General features: G+C 71.2%; 27 protein-coding genes. 16 read left to right on the forward strand and 11 right to left on the reverse strand.

The window, feature by feature from the left end; translation table 11 throughout:
* Nucleotides 1-19: 19 nt before the first annotated feature.
* The 4 genes from IF67_RS0123125 to IF67_RS0123140 all read right to left on the reverse strand — a co-directional run bounded on the left by IF67_RS0123125 (nucleotide 20) and on the right by IF67_RS0123140 (nucleotide 3,897).
* Complete coding sequence (locus IF67_RS0123125) at nucleotides 20-733, reverse strand: hypothetical protein (RefSeq protein WP_051818471.1); 714 nt, start codon at nucleotides 731-733, stop codon at nucleotides 20-22.
* Between the two features lie 119 nt (nucleotides 734-852).
* Nucleotides 853-1,668 carry a thioredoxin domain-containing protein gene (locus IF67_RS0123130; protein ID WP_030988610.1) on the reverse strand — a complete coding sequence of 272 codons (816 nt, stop codon included), beginning with the start codon at nucleotides 1,666-1,668 and terminating at the stop codon, nucleotides 853-855.
* A 99-nt stretch (nucleotides 1,669-1,767) separates the two neighbouring features.
* On the reverse strand, nucleotides 1,768-2,427 hold the full coding sequence (locus IF67_RS0123135) for a hypothetical protein (protein ID WP_030988612.1): 660 nt from the start codon (nucleotides 2,425-2,427) through the stop codon (nucleotides 1,768-1,770).
* A 111-nt stretch (nucleotides 2,428-2,538) separates the two neighbouring features.
* A complete protein-coding gene (locus tag IF67_RS0123140; protein WP_030988615.1) occupies nucleotides 2,539-3,897 on the reverse strand; it encodes a DUF2252 domain-containing protein in 1,359 nt (452 codons plus the stop codon).
* Between the two features lie 234 nt (nucleotides 3,898-4,131).
* On the opposite strand from IF67_RS0123140, the gene dnaE reads away from it, so the two are divergent.
* On the forward strand, nucleotides 4,132-7,683 hold the full coding sequence (dnaE, locus tag IF67_RS0123145) for a DNA polymerase III subunit alpha (protein ID WP_030988616.1): 3,552 nt from the start codon (nucleotides 4,132-4,134) through the stop codon (nucleotides 7,681-7,683).
* A gap of 77 nt (nucleotides 7,684-7,760) precedes the next feature.
* Here the strand turns inward: dnaE and IF67_RS0123150 are convergent, their stop codons facing one another.
* Complete coding sequence (locus tag IF67_RS0123150) at nucleotides 7,761-7,940, reverse strand: hypothetical protein (RefSeq protein ID WP_030988618.1); 180 nt, start codon at nucleotides 7,938-7,940, stop codon at nucleotides 7,761-7,763.
* 271 nt (nucleotides 7,941-8,211) lie between these two features.
* Between IF67_RS0123150 and IF67_RS0123155 the strand changes: the two genes are divergently transcribed.
* From IF67_RS0123155 to IF67_RS0123170, 4 genes are all read left to right on the forward strand, one after another.
* Nucleotides 8,212-9,516 carry an NYN domain-containing protein gene (locus IF67_RS0123155; RefSeq protein ID WP_030988620.1) on the forward strand — a complete coding sequence of 435 codons (1,305 nt, stop codon included), beginning with the start codon at nucleotides 8,212-8,214 and terminating at the stop codon, nucleotides 9,514-9,516.
* A gap of 84 nt (nucleotides 9,517-9,600) precedes the next feature.
* Nucleotides 9,601-10,611 (forward strand): ABC transporter ATP-binding protein, encoded by a 1,011-nt coding sequence (locus IF67_RS0123160; protein WP_420708707.1) that lies wholly within the window; start codon nucleotides 9,601-9,603, stop codon nucleotides 10,609-10,611.
* Between the two features lie 63 nt (nucleotides 10,612-10,674).
* Nucleotides 10,675-11,496, forward strand: a complete 822-nt coding sequence (locus IF67_RS0123165; protein WP_030988624.1) for an ABC transporter permease — start codon at nucleotides 10,675-10,677, stop codon at nucleotides 11,494-11,496.
* Nucleotides 11,497-11,564: 68 nt separating this feature from the next.
* Nucleotides 11,565-12,212 carry an ABC transporter permease gene (locus tag IF67_RS0123170; protein WP_037839729.1) on the forward strand — a complete coding sequence of 216 codons (648 nt, stop codon included), beginning with the start codon at nucleotides 11,565-11,567 and terminating at the stop codon, nucleotides 12,210-12,212.
* 50 nt (nucleotides 12,213-12,262) lie between these two features.
* Here IF67_RS0123170 and ybaK read toward each other — a convergent pair whose 3' ends face one another.
* The 3 genes from ybaK to IF67_RS0123185 are packed head-to-tail and all read right to left on the reverse strand — an operon-like array spanning nucleotide 12,263 to nucleotide 15,205.
* Entirely contained in the window at nucleotides 12,263-12,757 is a 495-nt protein-coding gene (gene ybaK / locus IF67_RS0123175) for a Cys-tRNA(Pro) deacylase (protein ID WP_030988627.1), read from the reverse strand.
* A 48-nt stretch (nucleotides 12,758-12,805) separates the two neighbouring features.
* Nucleotides 12,806-13,552, reverse strand: a complete 747-nt coding sequence (locus IF67_RS0123180) for an LON peptidase substrate-binding domain-containing protein (protein WP_030988630.1) — start codon at nucleotides 13,550-13,552, stop codon at nucleotides 12,806-12,808.
* A 51-nt stretch (nucleotides 13,553-13,603) separates the two neighbouring features.
* A complete protein-coding gene (locus IF67_RS0123185) occupies nucleotides 13,604-15,205 on the reverse strand; it encodes a hypothetical protein (RefSeq protein ID WP_030988631.1) in 1,602 nt (533 codons plus the stop codon).
* A gap of 263 nt (nucleotides 15,206-15,468) precedes the next feature.
* On the opposite strand from IF67_RS0123185, the gene hisD reads away from it, so the two are divergent.
* The 11 genes from hisD to IF67_RS0123240 all read left to right on the forward strand — a co-directional run bounded on the left by hisD (nucleotide 15,469) and on the right by IF67_RS0123240 (nucleotide 22,606).
* On the forward strand, nucleotides 15,469-16,791 hold the full coding sequence (gene hisD, locus IF67_RS0123190) for a histidinol dehydrogenase (protein ID WP_030988633.1): 1,323 nt from the start codon (nucleotides 15,469-15,471) through the stop codon (nucleotides 16,789-16,791).
* An 8-nt stretch (nucleotides 16,792-16,799) separates the two neighbouring features.
* The gene (locus tag IF67_RS0123195; RefSeq protein ID WP_030988635.1) at nucleotides 16,800-17,918 is read left to right on the forward strand and encodes a histidinol-phosphate transaminase; all 1,119 of its coding nucleotides are present in this window, start codon (nucleotides 16,800-16,802) and stop codon (nucleotides 17,916-17,918) included.
* Nucleotides 17,915-18,508, forward strand: coding sequence for an imidazoleglycerol-phosphate dehydratase HisB (gene hisB / locus IF67_RS0123200; protein WP_030085936.1), 594 nt, complete (start codon nucleotides 17,915-17,917; stop codon nucleotides 18,506-18,508). The genes IF67_RS0123195 and hisB overlap by 4 nt, the downstream gene beginning before the upstream one ends.
* Nucleotides 18,509-18,631: 123 nt before the next feature.
* Nucleotides 18,632-18,796 carry a hypothetical protein gene (locus IF67_RS44355; RefSeq protein ID WP_030085938.1) on the forward strand — a complete coding sequence of 55 codons (165 nt, stop codon included), beginning with the start codon at nucleotides 18,632-18,634 and terminating at the stop codon, nucleotides 18,794-18,796.
* Complete coding sequence (gene hisH / locus IF67_RS0123210; RefSeq protein ID WP_030988637.1) at nucleotides 18,787-19,443, forward strand: imidazole glycerol phosphate synthase subunit HisH; 657 nt, start codon at nucleotides 18,787-18,789, stop codon at nucleotides 19,441-19,443. Before IF67_RS44355 ends, hisH begins: the two co-directional genes overlap by 10 nt.
* The gene (priA, locus tag IF67_RS0123215) at nucleotides 19,443-20,174 is read left to right on the forward strand and encodes a bifunctional 1-(5-phosphoribosyl)-5-((5-phosphoribosylamino)methylideneamino)imidazole-4-carboxamide isomerase/phosphoribosylanthranilate isomerase PriA (protein ID WP_030988639.1); all 732 of its coding nucleotides are present in this window, start codon (nucleotides 19,443-19,445) and stop codon (nucleotides 20,172-20,174) included. Before hisH ends, priA begins: the two co-directional genes overlap by 1 nt.
* Nucleotides 20,175-20,195: 21 nt before the next feature.
* A complete protein-coding gene (locus IF67_RS0123220; protein ID WP_051818486.1) occupies nucleotides 20,196-20,621 on the forward strand; it encodes a Rid family hydrolase in 426 nt (141 codons plus the stop codon).
* A 6-nt stretch (nucleotides 20,622-20,627) separates the two neighbouring features.
* Complete coding sequence (gene hisF / locus IF67_RS0123225; RefSeq protein WP_030988643.1) at nucleotides 20,628-21,392, forward strand: imidazole glycerol phosphate synthase subunit HisF; 765 nt, start codon at nucleotides 20,628-20,630, stop codon at nucleotides 21,390-21,392.
* Between the two features lie 80 nt (nucleotides 21,393-21,472).
* Nucleotides 21,473-21,742 carry an SH3-like domain-containing protein gene (locus IF67_RS45790; protein WP_030988645.1) on the forward strand — a complete coding sequence of 90 codons (270 nt, stop codon included), beginning with the start codon at nucleotides 21,473-21,475 and terminating at the stop codon, nucleotides 21,740-21,742.
* Nucleotides 21,735-22,019 (forward strand): SH3-like domain-containing protein, encoded by a 285-nt coding sequence (locus tag IF67_RS45795; protein ID WP_030988647.1) that lies wholly within the window; start codon nucleotides 21,735-21,737, stop codon nucleotides 22,017-22,019. Before IF67_RS45790 ends, IF67_RS45795 begins: the two co-directional genes overlap by 8 nt.
* Nucleotides 22,016-22,606, forward strand: a complete 591-nt coding sequence (locus IF67_RS0123240; RefSeq protein ID WP_030988649.1) for a nitrile hydratase subunit alpha — start codon at nucleotides 22,016-22,018, stop codon at nucleotides 22,604-22,606. The genes IF67_RS45795 and IF67_RS0123240 overlap by 4 nt, the downstream gene beginning before the upstream one ends.
* A 52-nt stretch (nucleotides 22,607-22,658) precedes the next feature.
* Here IF67_RS0123240 and IF67_RS0123245 read toward each other — a convergent pair whose 3' ends face one another.
* Genes IF67_RS0123245 through IF67_RS0123255 form a run of 3 tightly spaced genes read right to left on the reverse strand, consistent with a single transcriptional unit; the run spans nucleotide 22,659 to nucleotide 26,132 of the window.
* Nucleotides 22,659-23,402 (reverse strand): succinate dehydrogenase/fumarate reductase iron-sulfur subunit, encoded by a 744-nt coding sequence (locus IF67_RS0123245; protein ID WP_030988650.1) that lies wholly within the window; start codon nucleotides 23,400-23,402, stop codon nucleotides 22,659-22,661.
* Nucleotides 23,399-25,375 (reverse strand): fumarate reductase/succinate dehydrogenase flavoprotein subunit, encoded by a 1,977-nt coding sequence (locus IF67_RS0123250; protein WP_030988652.1) that lies wholly within the window; start codon nucleotides 25,373-25,375, stop codon nucleotides 23,399-23,401. Before IF67_RS0123250 ends, IF67_RS0123245 begins: the two co-directional genes overlap by 4 nt.
* Before the next feature lies 1 nt (nucleotide 25,376).
* Entirely contained in the window at nucleotides 25,377-26,132 is a 756-nt protein-coding gene (locus tag IF67_RS0123255) for a succinate dehydrogenase (RefSeq protein ID WP_030988654.1), read from the reverse strand.
* Between the last annotated feature and the right edge of the window lie 8 nt (nucleotides 26,133-26,140).

A 26,140-nucleotide genomic window follows, 5' to 3' on the forward strand; every position in this document is an offset into this window, starting at 1 on the left:
GCTGGCTTCTGCGGGCTGGTCAGGCGGCGGCCATACGAGGAGGGCCGCGGCGCAGTACGCAGTGCAGGAGGAGGGGGAGCGGGCGGGCCGGCGCCGTCGGGTGCAGCGGGCGGATCCGCCGGCGGGGCGGGGTGAGTGCGGCGGTGGCCACCGCGACCGCGGTGAGCAGGGGGCGGAACGCACCGGCCGCGGCGGCGCGCAGCAGGGCGTCCAGGGCGGCATCGCCGCGGTGCAGCCAGCCGGCGGCGAGCAGGCCGACCACGACATGGGCGGCGAGCAGCAGCCAGGGGGCCGCCGCCGGAACGGCCGGCGGCAGCGGCGAGCCAGGGTGCGCGGCCATCCGGGCCAGCGGGGTGCCCAACTCGCCGCCCCGGCACAGCAGATCGACGCCGACCGAGCGCAGCGGGCCGGTGACCGGGCCGCCGGCCGCCCCGTAACAGGTGTGCTGTCCGGCGGTGAAAACGGTGTCGGCGGCCAGCTCCAGCGGTACCAGGAGCGCGGCGACCGAGCCGTAGCCACGCTCCCGCCCGGTCAGTGCGTAGGCCGCGGCGAAGACACCGGCGAAGACCGCGACGACCGGCGCGGGCGGCAACGGGGCGTGTGAGAGCAGCACATGGGAGGCCGCGGACAGGGTGGTGCACAGCACGGTGAACAACACCGCCCGCACCGCCCGGAGCTGGACCCCCGGCGCGGCCGCCGGCCGGGTCCGGGGGCGTACTCCCGTCGCCTGCATGCCGGGAGTCTGCCATGTGCACGGCACCACCGGGTCAAGATTTGGCATCGGCCGACGTGCACGGAGCACGCCGGCCGAGGGACACCGGAGGCGGACCGGCCGGGGAGCCGGTCGCTACGTCACTTCTTCAGCGCCTTGTCCACCAGGGAGTTGAAGGCGGCCACGCTGGACGGTGCCGCCTTGCCCTGCGGGGTGTCCGTGCCCAGCACCGTGCCGTTGAGCTTGATCGTCGGGGTGCTCTTGACGTCCTTGACGGAGTCGAAGGCCTTGGACACCTCCAGCCCCCACCGGTCGTACGTGCCGTCCTTGACGGCCTTCTGGAAGGCGGCGTTGCCCTTGAGCGCCGGGATGGTGTCGGCGACCTTGATCAGGTAACTGTCGTCGGCGAACTTGTCAGGACCGGTCTCGTCCGGGTGGAACTCCTTCGAGTACAGCGCGTACTTGTACTTCAGGAAGGCGTCCGGGCTGACGTTGAGGGAGGCGCCCAGCGCGCTCAGCGCGTTCTTGGAGCCGGTGCCCTGGAGGTTGTTGTCGAGGAACGTGCCCAGGTGGTACGAGGCCTTGTACTTGCCGTCCTTGATGTCCTTCTCGACGGTGGCGCCGGCGGTCTGCTCGAACGCGGCGCAGCCGGGGCAGCGCGGGTCCTCGAAGAGGTCCAGGGTGTTCTTGGCGTCCGGCTTGCCGACGACGATTGTGGTGCCCTTGGGGCCGCTGGTGTTGGCGGGCTTGACCAGCGGGCCGTTGGCGGCCTTCGCGTCGCCGCCCATGTTGGCGACCGCCACTCCGATACCGCCGGCTATCGCCAGGACGCCGACGATCGCACCGCCGACGATCAGCTGCCTGCGCAGCCGGTCCTTCTTCGCCTGCCGCTCACGCTCGGCGCGCAGCCGCTCGCGGGCTGCCTGCTTGTTGGCCTGGTTGTTGCGGTTGCTCATGACTGTTCCTGCTCCGTGGGTGTCCGTGGGACGGGAGATACGTGCGGTCGACGGCGTACGCGCGCTCAGCGGGCGTACGCGGGCCGCGCGGCCGAAAGCTCACGCGGCGAGCGCGCAGGGCGGCCCACGGCGCACGACACAGTGCACGAGCAGGGGGACGGCGCGGGCGGGGTGCCCGGACCGTACGGGGGCGGGCACCGGCCGGCGGGCCGCGGTGCCCGAGCCGATGACCGCGACGGCGATCAGCAGCGGGCGGAAGGCGAAGCCGGCCACCGCGGCGAGCAGCCGGCACAGCGCCCGCTCGCCGCGGCGCAGCCAGCCGGCCGCCAGCAGTCCCGTGCAGACATGCGCCGCGAGCAGTACGAGCCAGGTGACCACGGGCGCGGCATCGTCCTGGGGCAGCTGTGCCAGCGGCGCACCGACCGGGTCGCCACCGCACAGCAGATCCATGCCCAGCGAGCGCAGCGGGCCGGCGACCGGGCCGCCGGCCTCCCCGTAACAGGCGTGCTGCCCCAGGCTGAAGACCAGATCGGCGGCCAGCTCCAGGGGGATCAGCAGCGCCGCGATCCGCCAGAAGCCGCGTTCGCGGCCGGCCAGTGCGTAGGCGAGGGCGAAGACGGCACCGCAGAGCGCGGCGATCGTGGTCAGCGGCAGCGGCATACGGGACAGCAGCACATGGGACGCCGCGGACAGCGTGACGCACAGCGCTGTGAAGAGCGCCGCGCGCAGTGCCCGCAGGTGTGCCGCCGAGATGTCCATTGCAGCCGAGTGTGCCATGGGCGGGGATAAGAGGTGCCTAAGGGGGCCCGAAGCCGTACGCACCGGGAAATACGGTGCGTACGGCAGGTGTCGGACCTGGCCCCCGGGCCCCTACAGACCCGGGATCCGGCCGTTGCGGAAGAGGTCCACAAAGATCTGGTGGTCGGCGCGGGCGCGGGCGCCGTAGGAGTGCGCGAAGTCCACCAGCAGCGAGGCGAAGCCGTCCTCGTCGGCCGCGATGGCCGCGTCGATGGCCCGCTCCGTCGAGAACGGCACCAGCGAGTGGCCGCTCTCGTCGTCGGCGGCCGCATGCATGGTCGCGGTGGCCCGGCCCAGGTCGGCCACCACCGCGGCGATCTCCTCCGGGTCGTCGATGTCCGACCAGTCCAGGTCGACCGCGTACGGCGAGATCTCGGCGACCAGCTGGCCCGCGCCGTCGAGTTCGGTCCAGCCCAGCCACGGGTCGGCGTGATCCTGGAGGGCGCGCTGGGAGATCACCGTGCGGTGGCCCTCGTGCTGGAAGTAGCCGCGGACCCCGGGGTCGGTGATGTGCCGGGAGACGGCCGGGGTCTGCGCCTGCTTCATGTAGATCACGACATCGTTCTCCAGGGCGTCGCTGTTGCCCTCGAGCAGGATGTTGTACGACGGCAGACCGGCCGAGCCGATGCCGATGCCGCGGCGGCCGACCACGTCCTTGACGCGGTAGGAGTCCGGGCGGTCCAGGCTCGACTCCGGCAGCGTCTCCAGATAGCCGTCGAAGGCGGCGAGGACCTTGTAGCGGGTCGCCGCGTCCAGCTCGACGCTGCCGCCGCCCGCCGCGAAGCGGCGCTCGAAGTCGCGGATCTCCGTCATCGAGTCGAGCAGCCCGAACCGGGTCAGCGAGCGGGCCATGCGCAGCGCGCCCAGCAGCGGGCCCTCGGCGGTGTCGAGCGTGAAGGGCGGCAGCTCGTCCCGGTCGGAGCTCTTCGCCCCGGAGGCCAGCGCGTGGATGCGCTCCCGGTAGGCGGCGGCGTAGGTGGTCACCAGGTCGGTGATCTGCTTGTCGCTGAGCGCCTTGGCGTAGCCGATCAGCGCGACCGAGGCGGCGAACCGCTTGAGGTCCCAGGTGAACGGGCCGACGTACGCCTCGTCGAAGTCGTTGACGTTGAAGATCAGCCGGCCTGTGGAGTCCATGTACGTGCCGAAGTTCTCGGCGTGCAGATCGCCGTGGATCCACACCCGCCCGGTCCGCTCGTCCAGATACGGGCCGCTGTCCTTGCCGCCGTCCTCCTGCGCGGCCTCCAGGTCCCGGTAGAACAGACAGGCCGTGCCCCGGTAGAAGGCGAAGGCGGAGGCGGCCATCTTCCGGAACTTCACACGGAAGGCCGCGGGGTCGGCGGCGAGCAGCTCCCCGAAGGCGGTGTCGAAAACGGCGAGGATCTCCTCGCCGCGCTGCTCGGCGTCCTGCGCCGGGGCGTGCTGGGACGGCATCGCTGGGTGCCTCCTGAGGTGCGGAAGAGGGTACGGAGAGCCGTGGCGGAGCCCGTCGCGGTTCTGCCACTGACAACGCGCGAGGCTACTCGTCGGTGCCCGGCGATTGTCAGTCAGGAGTCGTAGACTTCGAGACCGTCTCACCCATCCGTCGCCGGCCGTCCATCCGCCGGCCGGTCACCGTCCCTCGCCGAGGCGCTTTGCGCCGCTCTGTTCTCTTGGAGGTCCTCCGCCGTGGCAGCCTCGTCCAGGCCCCCCTTCACGCACCTGCATGTCCACACCCAGTACTCACTGCTGGACGGTGCGGCGCGGCTGTCGGACATGTTCAAGGCGTGCAACGAGATGGACATGACGCATATCGCCATGTCCGACCACGGCAACCTCCACGGCGCGTACGACTTCTTCCACTCGGCGAAGAAGGCCGGGGTGACGCCGATCATCGGCATCGAGGCGTATGTGGCGCCCGAGTCGCGGCGCAACAAGCGCAAGGTCCAGTGGGGCCAGCCGCACCAGAAGCGCGATGACGTCTCCGGTTCCGGTGGTTATACGCACAAAACGATCTGGGCGGCGAACAAGACCGGTCTGCACAACCTCTTCCGGCTGTCCTCGGACGCCTACGCCGAGGGCTGGCTGACGAAGTGGCCGCGGATGGATAAGGAAACCATCGCCCAGTGGTCCGAGGGCCTGATCGCCTCCACCGGCTGCCCCTCCGGTGAGCTCCAGACCCGGCTGCGCCTCGGCCAGTTCGACGAGGCGCTGAAGTCCGCTTCCGAGTACCAGGACATCTTCGGCAAGGACCGGTATTTCCTGGAGCTGATGGACCACGGCATCGAGATCGAGCGCCGGGTCCGCGACGGCCTGCTGGAGATCGGCAAGAAGCTCGGCATCCCGCCGCTGGTCACCAACGACTCGCACTACACCTACGCCCACGAGTCCACGGCGCACGACGCGCTGCTGTGCATCCAGACCGGCAAGAACCTCTCCGACCCGGACCGCTTCCGCTTCGACGGCACCGGCTACTACCTCAAGTCCACGGACGAGATGTACGCCATCGACTCCTCGGACGCCTGGCAGGAGGGCTGCGCCAACACCTTCCTGGTGGCCGAGCAGATCAACACCGACGGGATGTTCGAGAAGCGCGACCTGATGCCGAAGTTCGACATCCCGGAGGGCTTCACGGAGGTCACCTGGTTCCAGGAGGAGGTCCGGGTCGGCATGCAGCGCCGCTACCCGGGCGGTGTCCCCGACGACCGGCAGAAGCAGGCCGAGTACGAGATGGACATCATCATCCAGATGGGGTTCCCCGGCTACTTCCTCGTGGTCGCCGACTTCATCATGTGGGCCAAGAACAACGGCATCGCGGTCGGCCCCGGCCGTGGTTCCGCGGCCGGTTCGATCGTGGCGTACGCCATGGGCATCACCGACCTCGACCCGATCACGCACGGACTGATCTTCGAGCGGTTCCTCAACCCCGAGCGCGTCTCCATGCCCGATGTCGACATCGACTTCGACGAGCGCAGGCGCGTCGAAGTCATCCGGTATGTCACGGAGAAGTACGGCGCCGACAAGGTCGCCATGATCGGCACGTACGGCAAGATCAAGGCGAAGAACGCCATCAAGGACTCCGCGCGCGTCCTGGGCTACCCGTACGCGATGGGTGACCGCCTCACCAAGGCCATGCCCGCCGACGTCCTCGGCAAGGGCATCGACCTCAGCGGCATCACCGACCCCAAGCACCCGCGCTACAGCGAGGCGGGCGAGATCCGGGGGATGTACGAGAACGAACCGGACGTGAAGAAGGTCATCGACACCGCCAAGGGCGTCGAGGGCCTGGTCCGGCAGATGGGTGTGCACGCGGCCGGCGTGATCATGTCCAGCGAGCCCATCGTCGACCACGCCCCGGTCTGGGTCAGGCACACCGACAACGTCACCATCACGCAGTGGGACTACCCCCAGTGCGAGTCGCTCGGCCTGCTGAAGATGGACTTCCTGGGCCTGCGCAACCTCACCATCATGGACGACGCCGTCAAGATGGTGCGGAAGAACAAGGGCGTGGAGCTGGAGATGCTCACCGTCCCGCTGGACGACCCCAAGACGTACGAAATGCTCTGCCGCGGTGACACGCTCGGCGTCTTCCAGTTCGACGGCGGCCCGATGCGTTCGCTGCTGCGGCTGATGAAGCCCGACAACTTCGAGGACATTTCCGCCGTCTCGGCCCTGTACCGCCCAGGCCCGATGGGCATGGACTCGCACACCAACTACGCGCTGCGCAAGAACGGCCTCCAGGAGATCACCCCGATCCACCCGGAGCTGGAGGAGCCCCTCAAGGAGGTCCTCGGCCTGACCCACGGCCTCATCGTGTACCAGGAGCAGGTGCAGAAGGCCGCCCAGATCATCGCCGGGTACTCCCTCGGCGAGGCCGACATCCTCCGCCGCGTCATGGGCAAGAAGAAGCCCGAGGAGCTGGCGAAGAACTTCGTCCTCTTCCAGGAGGGCGCGCGGAAGAACGGCTTCTCCGACCAGGCCATCCAGGCCCTGTGGGACGTCCTGGTCCCGTTCGCCGGCTACGCCTTCAACAAGGCGCACTCCTCCGCGTACGGCCTCGTCACCTACTGGACCGCCTACCTCAAGGCCAATTACCCGGCCGAGTACATGTCCGCGCTGCTGACCTCGGTGCGCGACGACAAGGACAAGTCGGCGGTCTATCTGAACGAGTGCCGGCGCATGGGCATCAAGGTGCTGCCGCCGAACGTCAACGAGTCCGAGGCCAACTTCGCCGCCCAGGGTGACGATGTGATCCTCTTCGGCCTCACCGCGGTCCGCAACGTCGGCCAGAACGTCGTCGATTCGATCATCCGGTGCCGCAAGGCGAAGGGGAAGTACCTCTCCTTCCCCGACTACCTCGACAAGGTCGACGCGGTCGTCTGCAACAAGCGCACCACCGAATCACTGATCAAGGCCGGCGCCTTCGACGAGATGGGCCACACCCGCAAGGGTCTGACGGCGCACTACGAACCGATGATCGACAACGTCGTCCAGGTCAAGCGCAAGGAGGCCGAGGGGCAGTTCGACCTCTTCGGCGGCATGGGCGACACCAGCGCCGACGAGGGCCCCGGCTTCGGGCTGGACGTGGAGTTCTCGGACATCGAGTGGGACAAGACCTACCTCCTCGCCCAGGAGCGCGAGATGCTCGGTCTCTACGTCTCCGACCACCCGCTCTTCGGCCTGGAGCATGTGCTGTCCGACAAGGCGGACGCCGCCATCGCCCAGCTGACCGGCGGTGACTACTCGGACGGATCGATCGTCACCATCGGCGGCATCATCTCCGGTCTCCAGCGCAAGATGACCAAGCAGGGCAACGCCTGGGCCATCGCCACGGTCGAGGACCTGGCCGGCTCCATCGACTGCATGTTCTTCCCGGCGACCTACCAGCTGGTGTCCACCCAACTCGTCGAGGACACCGTGGTGTTCGTCAAGGGCCGGCTCGACAAGCGGGAGGACATCCCGCGGCTGGTCGCCATGGAGATGATGGTCCCCGACCTCTCGGAGGCCGGCACCAACGCCCCCGTGACGATCACCATTCCGACGGTCAAGGTCACCCCGCCGATGGTCGAGAAGCTCGGCGAGGTGCTCAGCAGCCACCGCGGCTCCACGGAGGTGCGGATCAAGCTACAGGGAGCGCGCAAGACGACCGTGCTCCGCCTGGACCGGCACCGGGTCACGCCCGACCCGTCGCTGTTCGGCGATCTGAAGGTGCTGCTCGGGCCGTCCTGTCTGGCGGGCTGATCCACCGGCCCCCGGCCGTTCCATCCCGAGGGGCGCGCCCGTAGCGGACGCGCCCCTCAAACTCTGTACGGCGTGGATCAGTTGTGACCGAAGCGCCGCTGGTGCTTACGTGCAACATCGGCCGGGCTGCCCTGCGCCTGCGATCGCGACTGGGACTGTGCCTCCAGGCTCGCCTTCTGGGCCTCCTGCTGACCGCGCTCGGCCGCGGATGCCGCCTTCTGCTGCTGACTGCGGTCCTGCTTCTTGTCCTTGGCCATGATCGTGCCTCCTGAGGGGGAATGAGGATCGGGGCCGGAACCAGACTTACATGACGGACAGACGCCTGCATTTCGGGCAATTACCCTGCGTTATACGGTTGATCACGCGCTGTACTCAAGCTCCCCGCCGAATCCGCCACGCCGATGATCGAGTTCGGGCAGATAACGCCCGTAGGGTCGGGCAGACTCGAAGGACAACCGAAGAAAACTCGTGCCACGGGCCGAGCCGGGGGGCGACCGGACATCAGCACCTCAGGGAAGAGGGTGGATCGTGGATCGCTGTGTCGTCCTGGTGGACGCCGGGTATTTGCTCGGCGCCGCGGCGAGCCTGCTCGCCGGAGAGCCCGCCCGTTCCCGGATCACGGTGGATCACGCCGCCCTCATCCAGGGCCTGCGCCAGCGCGCCGAGGCGGACACCGAACGCCCGCTGCTGCGGATCTACTGGTTCGACGGCGCACCCGACCGCGTCCCGCAACCCGAGCACCGACGGCTGCGCGTGATGCCTCGCGTCACCGTCCGGCTCGGCGCGCTGACCCGCAGTGACGGGCGCTGGGCGCAGAAGGGCGTGGACGCCGCCATGCACGCCGAGCTGACCGAGCTCGCCCGTAACCGCGCCTGCTCCGACATCGTCCTGGTCACCGGCGACGGCGACCTGCTGCCCGGCCTGATGTCGGCGAAGGAGCACGGCGTCGCCGTCCACCTGTGGGCCGTTCAGGCCGCGGACGGCGACTACAACCAGTCCGAGGACCTGGTCGCCGAGGCCGACGAGCGGCGGGTGCTGGACCGGACCTGGATCACCCGCGCGGTACGCGCCAAGGAACTCGGCGGTCCCTGTGCCCCGCCACCCGTACCCCGCCCCGAGATCGCCGCGATCCTCTCCGCGCCGCTGCCGGAATCCGCCGTCGCGGCGGCGGCCGCCGCGGCGGATTCCGGCCCGGAAGCCGCCGAGCACACCCATGACCACAACGGCGCCAACGGCGTCTCCCGGCCGCCGGCCGGCACCGAGGGCGCACCGGTCGCCGGCGACGAGCCCGGCGCCGCCGGTTCCAAGGTCGTGCCCACCCCCAAGGACCTGGCCGGTCTCGGCCGGGCCCACGCCGCGGGCCAGGGGCCCGGCGGTACGGGCGGCGCCGCCCCGCAGGCGCCCGCGACCGGTGCCACGCTGCGCTGGTCGTCCGACAAGGGCTGGGTCGAGCGCGGCGGCCCGGTCGGCGAACCCTCCGAGACCGCGGCCCTGCCCACCCTCGCCCAGCTCACCAGCGCCGAGCAGCGCTGGGCCGACCGCGAGGAGGACATCACCGCCGTCAGCGGCGACCCCTTCGAGGTCGGCCAGGTCTTCGCCCGCCGCTGGACCGACCGGCTCTCCGACACCGCGCATCTCCAGCAGCTGTCGACGGAGTACCCGCGCATCCCGCACCGCATCGACGGTGAACTGCTGCGCTACGCGGCCCGGTTCGGGCTGCTCGCCCACAAGGACGACCAGATCGACGAGCACGACCGCTACGCGATCCGGGCCGGTTTCTGGCGCGAGGTCGATCTGCGGACGGCCGCCGAGCACGCTCCGGCCGGGGACTGACCGGCCCGGCCGCCTCGCGCCCCGTCCCGCCCGCCGGTGCCCCGCGGCCCGGAGGCGGGCCGGGGACGCGTACCCTCATAGCTCGTGAGGACGGGCGCAAAACAGGTGGAGCGCGGCGTGCCGGTGTGCGCCGTACAGGACCTGGTCAAGACGTACCCCGCGATGCGCGGGCGCCGCGGGGCGGCACGGGCGTCCGCCGTACGCGCCAACGACGGCATCACCCTGGATGTACACGGCGGAGAGATCTTCGGGCTGCTCGGGCCCAACGGCGCCGGCAAGTCCACCCTGGTCCGCCAGCTGACCGGGCTGCTGCGCCCGGACTCCGGCAGCGTCCGCGTGCTCGGCCACGACCTGGTGCGCCACCCGGAGCGGGCCGCCCGGCTGCTCGGCTACCTGGGCCAGGAGTCCACCGCCCTGGACGAGATGACGGTCGCGCTGGCCGTGGAGACCACCGGACGGCTGCGCGGCCTCGGTGCCCGCGAGGCGCGCGCCGAGCGGGACGCGGTGATCGGCGAGCTGGGGCTCGGGGGCATCACGGGGCGGCCGCTGAAGAAGCTGTCCGGCGGGCAGCGGCGGCTGGCCTGCCTGGCCACCGCGCTGATCGGCGAGCGGCCGCTGCTGGTGCTGGACGAGCCGACCACCGGTATGGACCCGGTCGCGCGCCGTGCCGTGTGGGCCGCGGTGGACCGGCGCCGGGCCGAGCGCGGCGCCACGGTGGTGCTGGTGACCCATAACGTGCTGGAGGCCGAGAGCGTGCTCGACCGGGTCGCGGTGATCGACCGGGGCCGGGTCATCGCCTGCGACACGCCCGGCGGGCTGAAGGAAATGGTGAGCGAGGAAGTCCGGCTGGAGCTGGTGTGGCGCGACCGCCCGCCGCTGGAGGTGCCGGAGGTCGCCGCCCTCGAAGCCGACGCGCACACCTCCGGCCGCCGCTGGACCCTCCGCCTCCCCGCCGACCGGGCCCGCTCCGCGGTCGCCGCGGTCACCGCGGGCCCCGCCTTCGCGGCCCTGGACGACTTCACGCTGGCCACGCCCAGCCTGGAGGATGTGTACCTGGCCCTGGGCGGCCGGTCGGAGGGACTGGTCAAGGCGTGAACGGGCGCCGGTGCGGCGGACGTATGAAGGACCACGGGGCAGCGAGGAAGGCTTGGTGACAGCGTGAGTGTGGTTCCCGCGCAGGCGGTGGCCGGGGTGGTCCCGGACACCGGGGCACAGCCCGAGGAGGCCGCCCCGCTGGCGCCGCGCGCCCGTCTGGTGCCCGCCCTGGGCGCCGTCTACCGCGCCCAGCTCTCCCGGGCCCGGGTCGCCCGGATCCCGCTGCTGTTCGTCGCCACCTTCCAGTCCATCGGGATCATGGTCCTGCTGCGCGGGGTGGTCGACGGCGGCGAGGCGGCCCGTTCCGTGGTGTCCGGCTCCAGCGTGCTGGTCGTCGCCTTCGTCGCGCTCAACCTTCTCGCCCAGTACTTCGGACAGCTGAGGGCCGGCGGCGGGCTCGACCACTACGCGACGCTGCCGGTGCCGCCGGCCGCCGTGGTGCTCGGCGCCGCCGCCGCGTACGCCTCGTTCACCGTGCCCGGGACGGTGGTCACCGCGGTCACCGGCTGTGTGCTCTTCCAGCTGCCGATGGCCCATCTGTGGGTGCTGGCCGCCGTGCTCCCGCTCGCCGGGGCGGCGCTGGCCGGCCTCGGTGCGGCCCTGGGCCTGCTCGCCCCGCGCCCCGAACTTGCCACTCTCTGCGGCCAGTTGGGTATGTCGGCGGCGCTGCTGCTGGGAGTGCTGCCGGCCGAACGGATGCCCTCGGTGATCGGCTGGGCCCGCGATCTGCTGCCCTCGACCTACGGGGTGGAGGCACTGGCGCGCAGCTTCGACCCCCATCCCGACTGGGTCGCGGTCGGCGCCGACCTGGGTGTCTGCGCGGCCGTCGGAGTGCTCTCGCTGGCCGTCGCCACCTGGGCCTACCGCCGGGCGGCGACCCGATGACGGGTTCCACCACACCGAACGGCCGTCCTGCTTCGGGTCCCACCAGCCCCACCTGGCACGATGACGGGGTGATCGCACCGCTGACGCCACCCGACAACCAACCGCCCGAAGAGCCGCAGCACCCCGAGGCCGCGCCCGTCGCCGACCACGGCGGCCTCGGCGGCCCCGAGCTGGCCCGCGAGCTGCGCGAGGGCGCACTGATCGCGCTCGTGGTCGCGGTGAGCGGCGTACTGCTCGGCGTGCTGTGGAACTGGCTCGCGCCGCATACCCCGCTGATCTCGGACACCCGCAACGTCTACCTCAAGAACACCGAGGGCGAGGAGGCGATCGGCGCGGACGGCACCTTCGTCCTGCTGTGCCTCGGCTTCGGTGTGCTCACCGCCGCCGCGGTCTTCCTCTTCCGCCGCCGGGGCGGGATTCCGCTGGTCGTGGCGCTGGTCGTGGGCGGGCTGCTCGGTGCGGTGCTCGGCTGGGTGACGGGTATGTGGCTGGGCCCCACCCCGGACGTGGCCGCGCACGCCAAGCAGGCCGGCCCCGGTGTGACCTTCAACGGACCGCTGCGGCTCCAGGCCAAGGGCGCGCTGCTGGCCTGGCCGATCGCCGCGATGCTCACCCAGCTGGCGCTGACCGGGCTGTTCGGGCCGCGTGACCCGGAGCCGGAGCCACCGCACTGGCCGGGCGACCCGCACGCACCGCAGCCGCCCGCCACGGACTGACCGGCGCGGATCTCCGGGACGGCCGGTCCACCGGCCGTCCCGCAGTGCGTTCAGCCGCGGGCGATCGGCGCGAGGTGCGCGCCCGTGAGGGCCACCAGATCCTCCGGCGCCAGCTCGACCTCCAGCCCCCGCCGCCCCGCCGAGACACAGACCGTCGGCCGGCCCTCGGCCGAGGCGTCCACGACCGTGCGCAGCCGCTTGCGCTGTCCCAGCGGCGAGATCCCGCCCCGGACGTAGCCCGTGCTGCGCTCGGCCGCGGCCGGGTCGGCCATCGTGGCCCGCTTGCCGCCCACCGCGGCCGCCAGCGCCTTGAGGTCCAAGGACCCCGACACCGGGACCACGGCGACCGTCAGGGTGCCGTCGACGTCCGCCAGCAGTGTCTTGAACACCTGGTCGGGCGCGACACCGAGGGCCTCGGCGGCCTCCTCGCCGTACGACGGGGCGGCCGGGTCGTGCTCGTAGGAGTGTGTGGTGAAGGGGACGCCGGCCGCGGTGAGGGCGACCGTCGCCGGGGTGCCGACGGACTTCTTGGACTTCTTCGCCACCGTCTTCGTGCCTCGCGTCAGTGGGGCCGGTCGTGGGGGCCGGGCGGTTCAGTTGGGGCTGGTCGGCTGCCGGGTCAGATCCACGGCCGGCAGCGACGGGAGCTTACCGAGCAGCGCCGATTCCTGGCGAAGCAATTTCAGCTCCTGCCCCAGCCGGGACGCGGTGTCCGGCGCCTCCAGCAGCCGCTGCTTGGCGGGGACGTCCAGCACGGCCGCCGCGGCGACGAGGTACGAGAGCACCGAAGGGTCGGCCGGCAGGTCCTGCCCGCTCGACAGGGTCCGCTCGTTCGCCCAGGCCAGCCGCTTCTGGTACGTACGGAAGGCCCGGACGACGCCCGAGGCGAGCGCGCCCGCGCCCTCTCCCTCGCCGTCCTCCAGCTCCTCGAGCTCGCCGGTCAGATACGGGCCCGAGGCGTCCACGGACAGCAGCCGGAAGCGGGTGATGCCGGTGGCGAGGACCTCGTAGCCGGTGTCGTCGTCGGAGGACTTCTCCCGGATGGTCGCCGCGTCGGCGATACAGCCCACGGCGTGGAACGCCCGCATCGGATCGTCACCGAAGCCCGCCGCGGGACCTTCCGCGGCCGGCAGGGTGGCGTCCGGCATGCCCTGTGCGGTGGCGGCGACCTCCCGGCCGTCCCGGATCGCGATCACCGCGAAGCGGCGGTCGTCCTCGGGCACGGCGCTCAGATCGCGCATCATCGCCCGGTACCGCGCTTCGAAGACGTTCAGCGGGAGCACGAGTCCCGGGAACAACACCGAGTTCAGCGGGAAGAGCGGTAGGCGCACGGAGGTCACAGCCCGTAAGCCTAGAGCCTGTGGCGGCCGGGGCCACCACCCGTACCCCCGCTATTGCCGTCGCAGCAGCCGGGACGCGCCGGCCGCGACCGTCGTGGCGAGCACCCAGCCCGCCAGGATCAGGATGGCGGCCGCCCACTGCGCACCGCCGCCCGGCTTCCAGGCGGCGCCCTGATTGAGGTCGATCACCGGCAGCAGCAGGTCCAGGGCGTAGAGATACGGATTCCAGGGCGGCGCCTCGCCCGCCTTCAGCGGCGGCGGCGGGGACATCGAGAAGTAGAGCGTCCCGATCGCCCACAGGATGGCCATCCACACCGCGGCCCGCCCCGGGCGGTAGCCGTAGGCCACCGTCCAGTCCTGAAGGAAGCCCCAGGCCTTGGCCGCCAGCGGCAGTGTCTCGCGGCGCCGCCGCTGCTTGGCCAGCAGCACCTCGCGGGCATCGGAGTCCTCACCGGTGGTGCGCAGCGAGGTGGCGAGCATCTCGTACGGCTCGGGAGCGTACTCGGGGGTCGCCGCGGCCACCCACTGAAGCCGCAGCGAGAGCGGGAAGTGGCCGCGCGGGATCAGCGTCTCGTAGGCGAACCCGGCCATCCACAGCCCGCCGAGCCCCGGCCAGCTCGCCGACTTGTCGACGAGATTGACCACCCGGGCGCCGGAGAGGATCACCCGGCCGCGCTGCGGCCGCTCGCCGAGGAACCGCAGCTCGGGCGTCTGGATACGGCGCAGCGACAGCTCCTGGTCGGACTCCATGATGAACCGGGCGTGCTCGAAGTCGACCGCGTCGCCGAACCGCCCGTCGTCCAGCCGCATCCCGCCCTCGCACTCGAAGCGCTGCATGCGGGTGCCGCGCGAGGGGGTGTGCGCGATGCCGTACGGGGGAGTGGCGCTGCTGGAGAACGGAGAGTTGGCCAGGCCCGCTGCGGTCAGATAGAGGGTGCGCTCGACGGTGAGCTGCGGGGCGTTCAGCGCCCGGCGGCCGAACGGATTGCTCAGCCTGCTGCCGCGCAGACTCAGCGACACGCCGATGGTGGCGCCGCGCAGCGACAGCTCGCCGTAGGACTCCATCATCTCGGCCTGGAGGTCCTGGGCGACGGTCATCCCGTCCGCCATGATCGACCGGCCTTGGCGGTCCTTGTGCACCACGGCCTGATTGAGCATCAGATCCGTGCCGATGTGCGCGTCGGTGAGCCGGATGCCGGAGTGCACCACACAGCGCGGCAGATGGAGATCGCCCTCGGTGTGCAGCCGGGCCGCCTCCACCCGGGGTATCGCGCAGTTCACCAGCCGCAGCGTGGTGAACCGGCTCTCCGGCAGCACCACCTCGGCCTCGAAGCGGCAGTCCCGCAGTTCGACGAATGGCTTGATCGTGCCGCCCGCAACGTCGAGAGTGTCCGTGATGTACGCACCGGTGATCTTGAGCGCGGAGACCCGGCCGGGCTGCGGTGGCGGCCCGTCGAGCAGCAGCAGCGCCACGACCCGGGCCCGCACCCGGCGCTCCGGACCCCACAGATGCTGCCCGTGCGGATCGTCGCGGGCCGGATCGCCGATGTGCAGATCGCAGGTGCTGCCGTTGCGGAAGGCCTGCCACATGCTCCATTCCGCCGATGTCAGCTGAAGGTCGGCGGGCGCGTCGCCGTCCCCGGGCTCGGTCACTGTGGATCCCCCTTGCTCTCCCGTGGTGTGTCGCAACCTGTTCGGACGCATTTCGTGCACGGGTCGTGATGCGTCCCACAGGCGTCCCCGTACGCCGTCACGTGGCCCTTGCCCGCCCCGTGACTGCTTGAACACGCGTGGTCAGGGCCAACTCCGGTCAACTTCAGGCGGCCTGGTGACGGCGTGTCCGGAGCGTGTGCCGCTGTGTATCACTGAGTGATACGGCCGCTCGGGCCCAGGAGCGGGTCTGAGACACTGGGAGGGTGATCTCCCGAATCGATCTGCGCGGTGACGCCCTCCCCGAGGGCGGCGCCCTGCGCGACCTGCTGCCCCGTGCCGAGTTCGACGTGGAAGCCGCCCTGGAGAAGGTGCGGCCCATCTGCGAGGACGTACGCCATCGCGGCACCGCGGCGCTGATCGACTACGCGCGGCGGTTCGACGGCGTCGAGATCGAGCGCGTACGGGTGCCCGCCGAGGCCATGCAGAGCGCGCTCGCGGAGCTGGACCCGGCCGTCCGGGCCGCCCTGGAGGAGTCCATCCGGCGCGCCCGGATCGTCCACCGCGAACAGCGCCGCACCGACGTCACGACCAAGGTCGTCCCCGGCGGCACGGTCACCGAACGCTGGGTGCCCGTCGAGCGGGTGGGCCTCTATGTCCCCGGCGGCCTGGCGGTCTACCCGTCCTCCGTCGTCATGAACGTCGTCCCGGCGCAGGAAGCCGGTGTCACGGGCATCGCCGTCACCTCCCCGCCGCAGAAGGAGTTCGGCGGCAGGCCGCACCCGACGATCCTCGCCGCCTGCGCCCTGCTCGGCGTCGACGAGGTCTATGCCGCCGGCGGCGCCCAGGCCATCGCGATGTTCGCGTACGGCACCGAGGAGTGCCTGCCGGTCAACCTCGTCACGGGCCCTGGCAACATCTTCGTCGCCTCCGCCAAGCGCCTGCTCAAGGGCCGTATCGGCATCGACGCCGAGGCCGGACCGACCGAGATCGCGGTGCTGGCGGACGCCACCGCCGACCCCGAGCACGTCGCCGCCGACCTGATCAGCCAGGCCGAGCACGACACCCTCGCCGCCGCCGTCCTGGTCACCGACTCCACCGAGCTCGCCGACGCCGTCGAGGACGCGCTCAAGCGGCAGGTGGCGGCCACCAAGCACATCGACCGGATCACCGAGGCGCTGGCCGGACAGCAGTCCGCCGTCGTTCTCGTCGACGGCATCGACGAGGGCCTCAAGGTCGTGGACGCCTACGGCGCCGAACACCTCGAGATCCAGACCGCCGACGCCTCCGCCGTCGCCGCCCGGGTCCGCAACGCCGGCGCGGTCTTCGTCGGCCCCTACGCCCCGGTGTCCCTCGGCGACTACTGCGCCGGCTCCAACCACGTCCTGCCCACCGGCGGCTGCGCCTGCCACTCCTCGGGCCTGTCCGTGCAGTCCTTCCTGCGCGGCATCCATGTCGTGGACTACTCCCGCGACGCACTGGCCGAGGTCGCCCACCATGTGGTGACCCTCGCCGAGGCCGAGGACCTCCCGGCCCACGGCGCCGCGCTGAAGGCCAGGTTCGAATGGAAGGTCCCGCAGAGCAAGTGAGCAGGCACGTGACCCGTATCGACGATCTCCCCATCCGGGACGAGCTGCGCGGCAAGTCCCCCTACGGCGCACCGCAGCTGGACGTCCCGGTGCGCCTGAACACCAACGAGAACCCCTACCCGCTGCCCGAGCCGCTGGTCCGGCGGATCGCCGAGCGGGTGACCGAGGCCGCCCGGCAGCTCAACCGCTACCCCGACCGGGACGCGGTCGAGCTGCGCACCGAGCTGGCCCGCTACCTCACCCGCACCGCAGGACACGAGGTCGCCGCCACCCAGGTCTGGGCCGCCAACGGCTCCAACGAGGTCATCCAGCAGCTGCTCCAGACCTTCGGCGGCCCCGGCCGCAGCGCCATCGGCTTCGAGCCGTCGTACTCGATGCACGGGCTGATCTCCCGCGGCACGGGCACCGGCTGGATCTCCGGCCCGCGCAACGAAGACTTCACCATCGACGTCGAGGCGGCGGAGCGGGCGATCGCCGAGCAGCGGCCCGACGTGGTCTTCATCTGCTCGCCGAACAACCCGACCGGCACCGCCGTAGGGGAAGCGACGGTGCTCGCGCTGTACGAAGCGGCGCAGGCGGCCCGTGCCGACGGTGCCGGCGCCCTGGTCGTGGTCGACGAGGCCTACGGCGAGTTCAGCCACCACCCCTCGCTGCTGCCGCTGATCGAGGGCCGGCCGAATCTGGTCGTCTCCCGCACCATGTCCAAGGCCTTCGGTGCCGCCGGCCTGCGGCTGGGCTATCTCGCCGCCGACCCCGCCGTGGTCGACGCGGTGCAGCTGGTCCGGCTCCCGTACCACCTCTCGTCCGTCACCCAGGCCACCGCGCTCGCCGCGCTGGAGCACACCGACACGCTCCTGAAGTACGTCGAGCAGCTCAAGACCGAGCGGGACCGCCTGGTCAACGAGCTGCGGGCGACCGGCTGCCAGGTCGTCGCCTCCGACGCCAACTTCGTGCAGTTCGGCCTCTTCGACGATGCGCACGCCACCTGGCAGGCGATCCTCGACCACGGCGTGCTGGTCCGTGACAACGGCGTACCGGGCTGGCTGCGGGTCACCGCCGGCACCCCGGCCGAGAACGACGCGTTCCTCGACGCGGTTCGCGCAGTACTGAAGGAGAGCAAGCGATGACCCGCGTAGGACGCGTGGAGCGCACGACCAAGGAAACGTCCGTGCTCGTCGAGATCGACCTCGACGGCAGGGGCGAGGTGGAGGTCTCGACCGGTGTCGGCTTCTACGACCACATGCTCGACCAGCTCGGCCGGCACGGTCTGTTCGACCTGAAGGTCAAGACCGACGGCGACCTGCACATCGACACCCACCACACCATCGAGGACACCGCCCTCGCGCTGGGTGCCGCCTTCAAGCAGGCCCTCGGTGACAAGTCCGGGATCTACCGCTTCGGCAACTGCACCGTGCCCCTGGACGAGTCGCTCGCCCAGGTGACCGTCGACCTCTCCGGCCGCCCCTACCTGGTGCACACCGAGCCGGAGAACATGGCGCCGATGATTGGCTCCTACGACACGACGATGACCCGGCACATCTTCGAGTCGTTCGTCGCCCAGGCCCAGATAGCGCTGCACATCCACGTCCCCTACGGCCGCAACGCCCACCACATCGTGGAGTGCCAGTTCAAGGCGCTGGCCCGCGCCCTGCGCTACGCCAGCGAGCGCGACCCGCGCGCGGCCGGGATCATCCCCTCCACCAAGGGAGCCCTGTAGCCCTGTGAGCGACGCACGCGCGGCCGCCGGGCCGCAGACGACCACGATGCCCGCACCTCAGCGCCGCGCGGGCGGAGATGGGGGTGCCCCCGGACGGAGTCTGGGGGAGAACCGGAGGATGCAGTGAACGGTCTTTCCACCGTCTTCATCCTCCTCGGGCTCTTCCTTCTCGGCGGTGTCTACTCGTTCTGGAAGCAGCAGCTGCCCAAGGGCCTGATCGTGCTGCTGTCCCTCGGTTCGGCGCTGTGTCTGGTCGCCGGCGTCCTGCGGCTGGAGGTATGGAATTGACCGCCCCGGCATCCCGTAAGAAGGTCGTCGTCTTCGACTACGGCTTCGGGAACGTCCGTTCCGCCGAGCGCGCCCTGGCGCATGTCGGCGCCGATGTGGAGATCACCCGTGACTTCGACCGGGCGATGAACGCCGAGGGGCTGCTGGTCCCCGGCGTCGGCGCGTTCGCCGCCTGCATGGCCGGGCTCAGGGAGGCCCGCGGCGAGTGGCTCATCGGCCGCCGGCTGTCCGGCGGACGCCCCGTCATGGGCATCTGCGTCGGTATGCAGGTCCTCTTCGGCCGCGGCATCGAGCACGGTGTCGAGACCGAGGGCCTCGACGAGTGGCCCGGCACGGTCGGCCCGCTCAAGGCCGAGGTCGTTCCGCACATGGGCTGGAACACCGTCGACGCCCCCGAGGGCTCGCGGCTCTTCGCCGGACAGCCCGCCGACGCCCGCTACTACTTCGTGCACTCCTACGCGGTGCACGACTGGGAGCTGGAGGTCGGCAACCCGCACATCGCCGCGCCGAAGGTCACCTGGGCCACGCACGGCGAGCGGTTCGTGGCCGCGGTCGAGAACGGCCCGCTGTGGGCCACCCAGTTCCACCCCGAGAAGTCCGGCGACGCCGGTGCCCAGCTCCTGACCAATTGGATCGAGACCCTGTAATGCCGAACGCATCGAAGCTCGAACTCCTCCCCGCCGTCGATGTCCGCGACGGCCAGGCCGTCCGCCTCGTGCACGGCGAGTCCGGCTCCGAGACCTCCTACGGCGACCCGCTGGAGGCGGCCCTCGCCTGGCAGCGGGCCGGCGCCGAATGGCTGCACCTCGTCGACCTCGACGCGGCGTTCGGCACCGGTGACAACCGGGCGCAGATCGCCGAGGTCGCCCGGTCCATGGACATCAAGGTCGAGCTGTCCGGCGGTATCCGCGACGACGACACGCTCGCCGCGGCCCTGGCCACCGGCTGCCGCCGGGTCAACCTCGGCACCGCCGCGCTGGAGACCCCCGAGTGGGTCGCCAAGGTCATCGCCGAGCACGGCGACAAGATCGCGGTCGGTCTGGACGTGCGCGGTACGACGCTGCGCGGCCGCGGCTGGACCCGCGACGGCGGCGACCTCTACGAGACGCTGGCCCGCCTCGACGCCGAGGGCTGCGCCCGCTATGTCGTCACCGACATCAACAAGGACGGCACCCTCCAGGGCCCCAACGTCGAGCTGCTCAAGAACGTCTGCGCGGCCACCGACCGCCCCGTCATCGCCTCCGGCGGTGTCTCCTCCCTCGACGACCTGCGGGTGCTGGCCTCGCTGGTACCGGAAGGTGTCGAGGGCGCCATCGTCGGCAAGGCGCTCTATGCGAAGGCATTCACCCTCGAAGAGGCGCTGGCAGCAGTGTCGTAACGGCGAACGAAAGGCCGCATGATGACCATCGAGCGCGTACGGACCGACAGTCCCTGGGAAGAGAAGATCGGCTTCGCACGCGCCGTGGCGGCCGGCGACCGCGTCCTGGTCGCCGGCACGATGCCACTGGTCGACGGCGTCCTCCAGGGTGAGGGCGACCCTTACGTACAGACCAAGGCCGCCTTCACCAACGCGCTGGCGGCGCTGCGGCCCTTCGGCCTCGGCGCCGACGCGGTCCTGCGCACCCGTATGTACCTCACCCACCTACGCGATGTGGATGCGGCCGGCCGCGCCCACCGGGAGCTGTTCGAGGCAGCGCCGCCCGCCTCGACCCTCGTCGTGGTCTCCGGCTTCGTCGACTCCCGCGTCCTGGTGGAAGTGGAAATCGAAGCATTCCGAGACGTGAGCCTCCCGGGGCGCGACCCCGGCACCCCTGAAGGAGCCTGAACCGACATGACCCTGGCGGTCCGAGTCATCCCTTGCCTGGACGTCGACAACGGCCGGGTCGTCAAGGGCGTCAACTTCAAGAACCTGCGGGACGCCGGCGACCCCGTCGAGATGGCGAAGATCTACGGCGAAGAGGGCGCCGACGAGCTGACCTTCCTCGACATCAGCGCCTCCTCCGGCAACCGCGAGACCACCTACGACGTGGTCCGCCGCACCGCCGAACAGGTCTTCATCCCCCTCACGGTCGGCGGTGGCGTCCGCACCCCCGAGGACGTCGACAAGCTGCTGCGGGCCGGTGCCGACAAGGTCGGCGTCAACACCGCCGCCATCGCCCGCCCCGACGTGATCCGCGAAATCGCCGAACGCTTCGGCAGCCAGGTCCTGGTCCTCTCGGTCGACGCCCGCCGCACCGACGCCGGGACCCCGTCCGGATACGAGGTCACCACCCACGGCGGCCGCCGCGGCACCGGCATCGACGCCGTGGAATGGGCGCACCGCGCCGCCGAACTGGGCGCCGGCGAGATCCTCCTCAACTCCATGGACGCCGACGGCACCAAGGACGGCTACGACGTCGAGATGATCGAGGCCGTCCGCAAGCACGTCACCGTCCCGGTGATCGCCTCCGGCGGGGCCGGCAAGCTGGACCACTTCGCCCCGGCCGTCGGCGCCGGCGCCGACGCGGTGCTGGCCGCCTCCGTCTTCCACTTCGGCGATCTGCGCATCGGCCAGGTCAAGGAAGCCCTCCGGGGGGCGGGGCACCCGGTGCGCTGACGCCCTCGCGCCCTCGGGGTGCCCCCCGTCTCCGCAGGCTGATCCACGGAGACCGGGGCGGCACCCCCTAGGCTCGCCCCATGAGCCGTGTCAACGATGTGGGTGGCCAGGCCGGGTTCGGCGCTCTGGAGATCGAGGCGGACGAGCCGCCGTTCCATGCCGACTGGGAGGCGCGGGTGTTCGCGCTGAACTCCGCGTTGGTACGGAACGGGGTCTACCGGCTCGACGAGTTCCGGGACGCCGTCGAGCGGATGGCCCCGCAGGAGTATCTGGCGGCGTCGTACTACGAGCGGTGGCTGCACGCGATCGAGACGCTGCTGGCCGAACGGGGGCTGCTCGGCGATGGCTGAGTTCCGGGCGGGGGAGCGGGTACGGGTACGCGCCGTCGATCCGGTGGGGCATACGCGGGTGCCGCGTTATGTGCGCGGGCAGGTGGGGCGGATCGTCGAGTGCCAGGGGCGCTGGGCGCTCGCGGACGAGAGCGCGGCGGGGGTTGCCGAGCCGCGGGTGGAGCCCGTCTACACCGTGGCCTTCGCGGCGGGCGATCTGTGGGGCGAGGGCGGTCACGAGGTGACGGTCGACCTCTGGGAGTCGTACATCGAGCGGGTGCGGAAGGACGGGGCATGAGCGGCGAGCACACGAGTGTGCCGGTGGCGGCGCGGGTCAGGCGGCTGGAGGAGCGGCTGATCGCGGCAGGAGTGGTCGGCGAGGCGCAGCTGGACCAGGCGCTCGCCACGATGCTGAAGGGGGCCTCGCCGGTCAACGGGGCGCGGATCGTGGCGCGGGCCTGGACCGACGAGGGGTTCCGGCGGCGGCTGCTGGCCGATGCGAACGCGGCGCTGCCCGAGGTGGGGCTCTCGATGGCCGGCGGCATCCAGGAGCAGCGGCTCAAGGTCGTCGAGAACACCGCCACCACGCACCACGTCCTCGTGTGCACGCTGTGCTCCTGCTATCCGATCGGGCTGCTGGGGCCGTCGCCGTCCTGGTACAAGAGCGAGGCCTACCGCTCGCGGGTGGTGCGCGAACCGCGGGCCGTGCTGGCCGAGTTCGGGCTGGAGCTGCCGGACGGCACCGCGATCACGGTGTGGGACTCCAGTGCGGAGAGCCGCTATATGGTCCTGCCCCGGCAGCCCGAGGGCACCGCGGGGAAGAGCGAGGCGGAGCTGGCCGCGCTCGTCACCCGGGAAGGGCTCATCGGGACCGCCGCGGTCTGACTCGGCGTTCCTGGCGTCTCGGCGTTCTTGCCGTCTCGGCGTCCCTCCCGTCTCAGCGCCCCTTCCGTGCCGCCCGGACGAACTCACGGTTCATCGTGGAGATGCTGAACAGCGGAATCCCCTTGGGGCAGGCCGTCGCACACTCCCCCGTGTTCGTGCACCCGCCGAACCCCTCCGCGTCCATCTGTCCCACCATGTCCAGGACGCGGCTCTCCCGCTCCGGGGCGCCCTGGGGGAGGGAGTTGAGGTGGACGACCTTGGCGGCGGTGAAGAGCATCGCCGAGCCGTTGGGGCAGGCCGCCACGCAGGCGCCGCAGCCGATGCACTCGGCGTGTTCGAAGGCGGCGTCGGCGGCCGGCTTGGGCACGGCGGTGGCGTGCGCCTCGGGGGCGGCGCCCGTGGGGGCGCTGATGTAGCCGCCGGACCGGATGATGCGGTCGAAGGCGGAGCGGTCGACGACCAGGTCCTTGACGACGGGGAAGGCGGCGGCGCGCCAGGGCTCGATGTCGAGGGTGTCGCCGTCCCGGAAGGACCGCATGTGCAGCTGGCAGGTGGTGGTGCGCTCGGGGCCGTGCGCCTCGCCGTTGATGACGAGCGAACAGGCGCCGCAGATGCCCTCGCGGCAGTCGTGGTCGAAGGCGACCGGATCGTCGCCGCCCAGGAGGAGTTCCTCGTTGAGGGTGTCGAGCATCTCCAGGAACGACATGTCCTGCGAGATGCCGTCCACCTCGTACGTGGACAGGGCGCCGGGGGCGTCGGCGTTCTTCTGGCGCCAGATGCGCAGGGTGAGCTTCATGCGTAGCTCCGCTGGGTGGGGTGGACGTACTCGAAGACCAGGTCTTCCTTGTGCAGGGTGGGGGCCGCGCCGGTGCCGCTGAACTCCCAGGCGGCCGCGTAGGAGAACGCGTCGTCCCGGCGGGCGGCCTCGCCGTCCGGGGTCTGCGACTCCACGCGGAAGTGGCCGCCGCAGGACTCGGCGCGGTGCAGTGCGTCGAGGCACATCAGCTCGGCGAGCTCCAGGTAGTCGACGACGCGGTTGGCCTTCTCCAGGGACTGGTTGAACTCCTGGCCGGTGCCCGGCACCTTGATGCGGCGCCAGAACTCGTCGCGGATCTGCGGAATCCGGTCGAGGGCCTTGCGCAGCCCCTCTTCGGTGCGGGCCATCCCGCAGTACTCCCACATGAGTGTGCCGATCTCACGGTGGAAGGAGTCGGGCGTGCGGTCGCCGTCGACGGCCAGCAGCAGGTTCAGCCGGTCCTCGGTCTCGGCCAGCGCTTCCTGTACGACGGGGTGCTCGGCCGTGAGCGTGTCGTGCTGCGGATGGCGGGCCAGGTAGTCGTTGATGGTCGAGGGGAGGACGAAGTAGCCGTCGGCGAGGCCCTGCATCAGGGCGGAGGCGCCGAGGCGGTTGGCGCCGTGGTCGGAGAAGTTGGCCTCACCGATGGCGAACAGGCCGGGGACGGTGGTCCGGAGGTCGTAGTCGACCCACAGGCCGCCCATGGTGTAGTGCACGGCGGGGTAGATCCGCATCGGCACCTCGTACGGGTTCTCCGCGGTGATCCGCGCGTACATGTCGAAGAGGTTGCCGTACTTCTCCTCGACCGCGGCCCTGCCCATCCGGGCGACGGCGTCGGCGAAGTCGAGGTAGACGCCCTGGCCGCCGGGGCCGACGCCGCGGCCCTCGTCGCAGACGTTCTTGGCGGCGCGGGAGGCGATGTCGCGGGGGACCAGGTTGCCGAAGGACGGGTAGAGGCGCTCCAGGTAGTAGTCGCGCTCGTCCTCGGGTATCCCGGCGGGCGGGCGGGTGTCGCCCTTGGCCTTCGGGACCCAGATACGGCCGTCGTTGCGCAGCGACTCGCTCATCAGCGTCAGCTTCGACTGGTGGTCGCCGGTGCGCGGGATGCAGGTGGGGTGGATCTGGGTGAAGCAGGGGTTGGCGAAGTACGCGCCGCGCCGGTGGGCCCGCCAGACGGCGGTGGCGTTGGAGTTCATGGCGTTCGTCGACAGATAGAAGACGTTGCCGTAGCCGCCGGACGCCAGCACCACCGCGTCCGCGAGGTGGCTCTCGATCCGGCCGGTGACCAGATCGCGGGCGACGATGCCGCGGGCGCGGCCGGCGACGACGATCAGATCGAGCATCTCGGTACGGGCGTGCAGCCGCACGCTGCCGGCCGCGATCTGCCGGGAGAGCGCCTGGTAGGCACCGAGCAGCAGCTGCTGCCCCGTCTGGCCGCGGGCGTAGAACGTACGGGAGACCTGGACGCCGCCGAAGGAGCGGGTGTCGAGCAGGCCGCCGTACTCGCGGGCGAACGGCACGCCCTGGGCCACGCACTGGTCGATGATCTCGACGGAGATCTGTGCCAGCCGGTGCACATTGGACTCCCGGGCGCGGAAGTCGCCGCCCTTGACGGTGTCGTAGAAGAGCCGGTGGATGGAGTCGCCGTCGTTGCGGTAGTTCTTCGCGGCGTTGATCCCGCCCTGGGCGGCGATGGAGTGCGCGCGGCGCGGGGAGTCCTGGTAGCAGAACTGCTCGACGTGGTAGCCCTGTTCGGCGAGGGTGGCACCGGCCGCGCCGCCCGCGAGCCCGGTCCCGACGACGATGACGGTGTGCTTGCGGCGGTTGGCCGGGTTGACGAGTTTGGCCTCGAAACGGCGGCGGTCCCAGCGCTCGGCGATCGGCCCGTCGGGGGCCGCCGCGTCGGCGACGGGCGTACCGGTCGTGTAGTCGGCGTAGCTGCCGTACGGCGTCCTGTCGGCGGTCGAAGTCATGTCAGCTCACTACTCCGGTCAGCACGGAGACGGGGACGGCGATGAAGCCCAGGGTCAGGGCGGCGGCGAGAGTGTTCGCCAGGGTCTTGAGGGTCCGGTCGCGGCCGGGCCGGCCCGCTCCCAGCGTCTGCGCGGCGCTCCAGAAGCCGTGCCGGATGTGCAGGCCGAGGGCCAGCATCGCCACGAGGTAGACGGTGTTGCCGTACCAGGTGGAGAAGGTCGCCACCACGTTCGCGTACGGGTGGCCGGCCTCGGCGCGCGGATTCACCGTCAGCGTCGTCAGGTCCAGGATGTGCCACACGATGAACAGGCCGAGGATGACACCGCCCCAGCGCATCGTCCGGGTGGCGTAGCTCGGGCGGCGGCGCAGAAGGAGGTGCGGCGCGAAGCGCCCCGGCCGGGGGTGGTGGCCGGGCGACGGGTGGGCATAGCGGGTGGGCCGGGCGGCGATGTCCCGCCGGCTGAGCTGGTACGCGGCCACCGCATGCACCACCACCGCGGCGAGGAGCACCACCCGCGCGATCCACAGGAACCACTCGTGGTGCAGGAACGGCTCGCCGATGGTGCGCAGCCAGGCGGCGTAGGCGTCGAAGTCCGCCGCCCCGAAGAAGATCTTGAGATTGCCCAGCATATGGACGACCAGATACAGCAGCATCACGATGCCGCTGACGGCCATCGCCGTCTTCTTGCCGACGGTCGAGCGCCACAGAAGGCCCGCGAAGGACGGCCGTCGATCCGTCCGTGTGTCCAGTGCCATGGGTCCCG

The sequence above is a fragment of the Streptomyces sp. NRRL S-1813 genome (assembly GCF_000719605.1).
Taxonomy (GTDB): Bacteria; Actinomycetota; Actinomycetes; order Streptomycetales; family Streptomycetaceae; genus Streptomyces; species Streptomyces decoyicus.